Source organism: Streptomyces sp. NPDC051133 (genome assembly GCF_040682635.1).
Taxonomy (GTDB): domain Bacteria; phylum Actinomycetota; class Actinomycetes; order Streptomycetales; family Streptomycetaceae; genus Streptomyces.
In genome coordinates this window covers 1-4,398 of record NZ_JBFBBK010000137.1, presented here as the reverse complement: position 1 = coordinate 4,398, position 4,398 = coordinate 1, and the positions used below count along the sequence as shown (strand labels likewise).

The following is a 4,398-nucleotide window of genomic DNA, read 5'->3' as shown; positions in this document are numbered from 1 at the left end:
GGCCTCCTCGCCGACGACGACCCCGCCGCCCTCGGCGACGGCGGCGGGCTCCTCGGCGGGGGACGCGGCCGGTACGACGGTCTCGACGGCCTCGGCCGTCGTGGGCGCACCGGCGGGCGCGGAGGCGCGGCGGGTGGCCCGGCGACGCGGACGGGCGGGCGCGGCCTCTTCGGCCTGCGCCGTCACACCGGCCCCGGTCGCCTCGGCGGCCTCTTCCGCGCCTTCGGCTTCGAGAACCTCGGTGACCTCGTCGGCATCGGCGGCCGGTATGGCCGGCACGGTCACCTCGGTGGGTGCCTCGGCCTCGACGGGCGGGCCCGCCGGGCGGGAGGCGGCACGGCGACGCCTGCGCGGCGGCAGGGTGTCGCTCGGAGTGTTGAGTTCGGAACCCTCGTTGGGTTCGGTCGGCTCGAGCATGCGGGCGTTTCTCCCGTCAGGCCCCCGGGCGCCGCGCCTGGTCCGGCATCGGTCCGAAAAGACCGACCGCCGGTGACGTCCGCGGCCCGCGCGATGCGCGGTGGCCGCCGTCCGGGGCGCGGGCGCCGCACGGGAGCACTCTGTGTCCTGTCTCGCCGGTTCCGTACGCCTTGTCGGTACGGCCTTGGCGAAAGTCTTCTGGTCGGTGCGCTGCCCGACCCAGGTGGCTCCCGAGTACGAGGGCGGCGCTACGACGTCCGTCCCTACGCGGAACCTTCCGGCGTCGGCGCCGTCGCGGCGGCAGCCGGTGTGGCCGTCAGGGCCCCGGTTGCCTCGCGGTCGGGCGCGAGCGGGTCGGTCACCGTGCCGGTCTCTTCATCGAACAGCCCCTGCGCCAGCCTGGTCACCGCTGCGGGGACCGGCGGCGCCAGGTCGGCCACGGCGCGGAGACCGGACAGGACGTCGTCGGGTCGTACGGCAGGCGTCACGTGCCGAACAACCAGCCGCAGTATCGCACAGGGCTGGTCGGTCGGCCTATCAGCCGGTGAACCGTGCGTCTCCAGGCTCACCACGGCCGGGCGGGCGTCGAAGGTGCGGACGCCGTTCTTGGTCATCCGCTGGACCTCGACGGTCCCGGCCTTGTCGAAGACCTCGGCGGCGCGCCGGGCCTCAACCGGGTCCACGCCCTCCAGCCGCAGCTCCCAGACGGAGGCCGTCAGCCGGTCGGCGAGGCCCGAGGTCCGCGCCTCGACCGCCTCGATCACGTCGAGCCCGGCGGGCAGCGACTCGTCGAGGAGGACGCGCAGGGTCTCCGGGTCACGCGGTGCGGTGAGCGCGATCTCCAGGTACTCCGCCTCACTGCCCGTGCCGGTGGGTGCGGCATTGGCGTACGACACCTTCGGGTGCGGCGTGAACCCGGCCGAGTACGCCATGGGCACCTCGGCACGGCGCAACGCACGCTCGAAGGCGCGCTGGAAGTCTCGGTGGCTGGTGAACCTCAGGCGGCCGCGCTTGGTGTAGCGCAGTCGGATGCGCTGCACCGCGGGTGCGGGCGGCGGGCCTTCGGGCTGTCGCTTGCCCAGTGTCCTAGTCCTTCGTGAGAGCGGTCGTACTGTTTCCAAGAGTACGTGTGCCGGGCCGTGAAGGTTCCCGCCGGTCCACCGGGATCGGGTGGCGCGGGTCGCCGAACAGCATCCTGCGGACGTCGGCGCGCACCTGTCGCACGGTGTCGCGGGCGGCGGTGAGCGCCTCGCGCGCGCCCCGGCCCACGGCGCGCACGGCCTGGCCGACGGGGTGGAGGACGGCGTCGCGCACGACGTGCCCGACCGGTGTGAGGACGGTCCGGTACACCCAGCTCAGCGGCTCCACGAAGATCCACCGGAAGAGGGTCCCGAGCACCCGCCCGACGGCCCGCGAGAGGTGCCCGGCGATCCGCCAGGCGTGCCCGAGGGCGTCCCCCACCTCCCGGGCGACGACGGCGAGCACCCGGCCGGCGGGTGCGAGCACCCAGCGCCACAGGGCGAGGGCGGGCAGGACGAGCAGCACGTGGGCGGTCCGGTACAGCACCAGCCCGATCCCGGCGGCGACCGCGCCCGCCAGCCGGCCCAGCCCCCGCACGCACCGGGCGACGGCCCGGCCCACCGGGGCGAGGACCCAGGTGTACAGCCACCGCGCGGGCACGGCGACGAGGTACCGCGCCAGCCACGTCAGGGCATGTCCGACGGGCGTCAGCACGTACCGGTGCAGCCACCGGGCGGGCACGACGACGAGGACGTGCGCCAGCAGGGCGAGCGCCCGGCCGACGGGGACCAGGACGTACCGCCACAGCCCCACGAGGGGCAGCACGAACAGGGCGTTCCCCAGCCACGCCAGGGCCCGTCCCAGCGGCCGGAGCACGGCGTCCCGCAGCACCCGGCCCACGACGACGAGCGCGTCCCACGCCATGCGCACCGGCACGACCAGCACGAGGGCGACGATCCGCACCGGGATGCGGACGGCCGTGACGAGGCATCCCTCCGGTGGCCGGGGCTCGGGCGGGGGCTTCTGCAGGTCCATACCGGGAGGGACGCCGGAACCGCCCGTTCGGATCCCGTCAGGTGACGCGCGCCTTGTACGACTCCGGGTAGCTCTCGGTGAACCTCACGGCCCACACCAGCAGGGCGATGGGGACGACCCAGTTGAACCAGTCGTCCTGGGACGGGAAGCGCACGGCCAGCCAGGTCGAGACCGTCATCAGGGCGAAGGCCAGTCCCCACACGGCCGTCAGCACCCGGTTGATGTGCCGGAACACCGGCGAGTCCCAGAACTCGCGGGGCGTCGACTCCCGGGCGTACTGCGCGGTGAACGGGTCGCGCAGCAGCGATCCGAGCGCGACGACGGCCACCAGCCCGTTGGAGATGACCTGGGCGTACGTCTCCACCCAGAGGAGCTGCCCACGGCCGAGGGTCAGCCCGAGGACGCAGAGGACGGCGAAGAACACGATGCCGGTGATGTCGAGGATCCGGAGCTTTCCGTGCAGGAGGTCCTGCCCCGACAGGGCGATCGCGGCGACCAGCGCGGCGAGGGCGGCGTACTTCCAGGTGCTGGGGCTCGCGACCACCCCGAAGATGATCCAGGGGGCGAACGACAGGAACACACCGCCCGTGCTGACGCGCTTCCCGGCCGCTGTCCTCGTCGCCGTCTGCTGAGCCATGGGACGTCCTCCCGTGGGGTCTCGCGGCCGTCCCCCGCCGTATCCATCGTGCCGCCGGCCGTCACCGGCCGCATGCCGCCGTGCCGGACGGCCGGCTCGCCCCCGTGTCGTCCCCGGCGCGGAGCCCCCGTGTCGTCCGCTGCGCGGAGGGTGCCGGACGGTTAAGGTCGGGGCACCGGGAACGTCGGCACGCCCCGGTCCCGGACCTGTCCCGATCTTCCCCTCCGAGGAGAGCACGACGGCGGAGAACAAAGACCGGCGTCTGGTCAGACTCCTGACGTTCTGGTTGCGGCCCGCCTTCGCGCTGCGGGTCCTGAACCGCTTCCAGAAGGTCGCCGGCTTCGACCGCTCGATGTCCCTGGCCTCCAGCGGTCTGACGGCGCTGGTACCGGCGGCCATCCTGGGCGGCACCCTGCTGGGCAGTGTCACGGCCTACGACGCCGCGCAGCGGATCATCAAGCGGTACGACCTGACCGGCGCGGGCGCCGACGCGGTGAACGCCCTCTTCTCACCGGCCAAGGGCAGCAGCAACACGAGCGTCGGGGTGTTCGGCGTCCTGTTCCTGGTGATCTCGGCGCTGAGTTTCTCGCGGACCGCGCAGCGGCTGTTCGAACAGACCTGGGAGCTGAGGCCCCTCAGCGTCCGCAACACCCGCAACGGCCTGTGGTGGCTGCTGTCGGGCGCCGGCTACGCGCTGGTCACCGGATGGCTGTACGCCCTGCTGGGTTCGGGCCGGACGGGACTCGTGGCCGCCGTCTGCGAGGTGCCGGTGAGCGTCGTCTTCCTGATCTGGAGCGGCTGCCTGCTGTCCGCCCGCAGGATCGCCTGGCGGGACCTCATCCCCTTCGGGATCACCGCCGCGGTGGCGACGGGCGTCTATTCGGTGGGCACCCGCCTCTACCTCCCGCGGGTGTTCAACACCTCCGCCGAGCGGTACGGAGTGATCGGCGCCGTCTTCGCGCTGATCTCGGCCCTCTTCGGGGGCATGCTGCTGCTCGTCGGATCCGCCGCGGTGGGGCGCGAGGTGCGGGACGAACTCACCCGGATCGAGCGGGGCGGGCGCGTCCCCGACGACGAAGTGCGCCGGCAGTGGGACAGCGTCGTCGACCAGACCCGGTCGCGCTGGCGGACCGTGCGCCGGCAGGTCTCCCGCCGTCACACCGAGGATCCTGGCGAGCACTGAGACGCACGCCCGGCACAGGAGCGGTCCGGGCGGCGCGGCGCCACGCTGAACCCGACGCTGCAGGCGGCGGCCGAGCGGCAGGTCGCCGAGCGCAAGCAGGCCTCCG

4 protein-coding genes and 1 pseudogene are annotated in these 4,398 nt (G+C 73.7%); 1 reads left to right on the top strand and 4 read right to left on the bottom strand.

What is annotated here, in order from left to right:
- The 4 genes and pseudogenes from AB0N17_RS45325 to AB0N17_RS45310 all read right to left on the bottom strand — a co-directional run.
- Positions 1 to 417, bottom strand: a pseudogene (locus tag AB0N17_RS45325) (ribonuclease E/G); the annotation flags it as partial.
- 263 nt (positions 418 to 680) lie between these two features.
- Positions 681 to 1,457, bottom strand: a complete 777-nt coding sequence (locus AB0N17_RS45320; RefSeq protein WP_366017541.1) for a TIGR03936 family radical SAM-associated protein — start codon at positions 1,455 to 1,457, stop codon at positions 681 to 683.
- A 46-nt stretch (positions 1,458 to 1,503) separates the two neighbouring features.
- Positions 1,504 to 2,472, bottom strand: coding sequence for a hypothetical protein (locus tag AB0N17_RS45315; protein WP_366017540.1), 969 nt, complete (start codon positions 2,470 to 2,472; stop codon positions 1,504 to 1,506).
- Positions 2,473 to 2,509: 37 nt separating this feature from the next.
- Positions 2,510 to 3,109, bottom strand: coding sequence for a hypothetical protein (locus AB0N17_RS45310; RefSeq protein WP_366017539.1), 600 nt, complete (start codon positions 3,107 to 3,109; stop codon positions 2,510 to 2,512).
- 286 nt (positions 3,110 to 3,395) lie between these two features.
- On the opposite strand from AB0N17_RS45310, the gene AB0N17_RS45305 reads away from it, so the two are divergent.
- Positions 3,396 to 4,292, top strand: a complete 897-nt coding sequence (locus AB0N17_RS45305; protein ID WP_366017538.1) for a hypothetical protein — start codon at positions 3,396 to 3,398, stop codon at positions 4,290 to 4,292.
- Positions 4,293 to 4,398 lie beyond the last annotated feature (106 nt).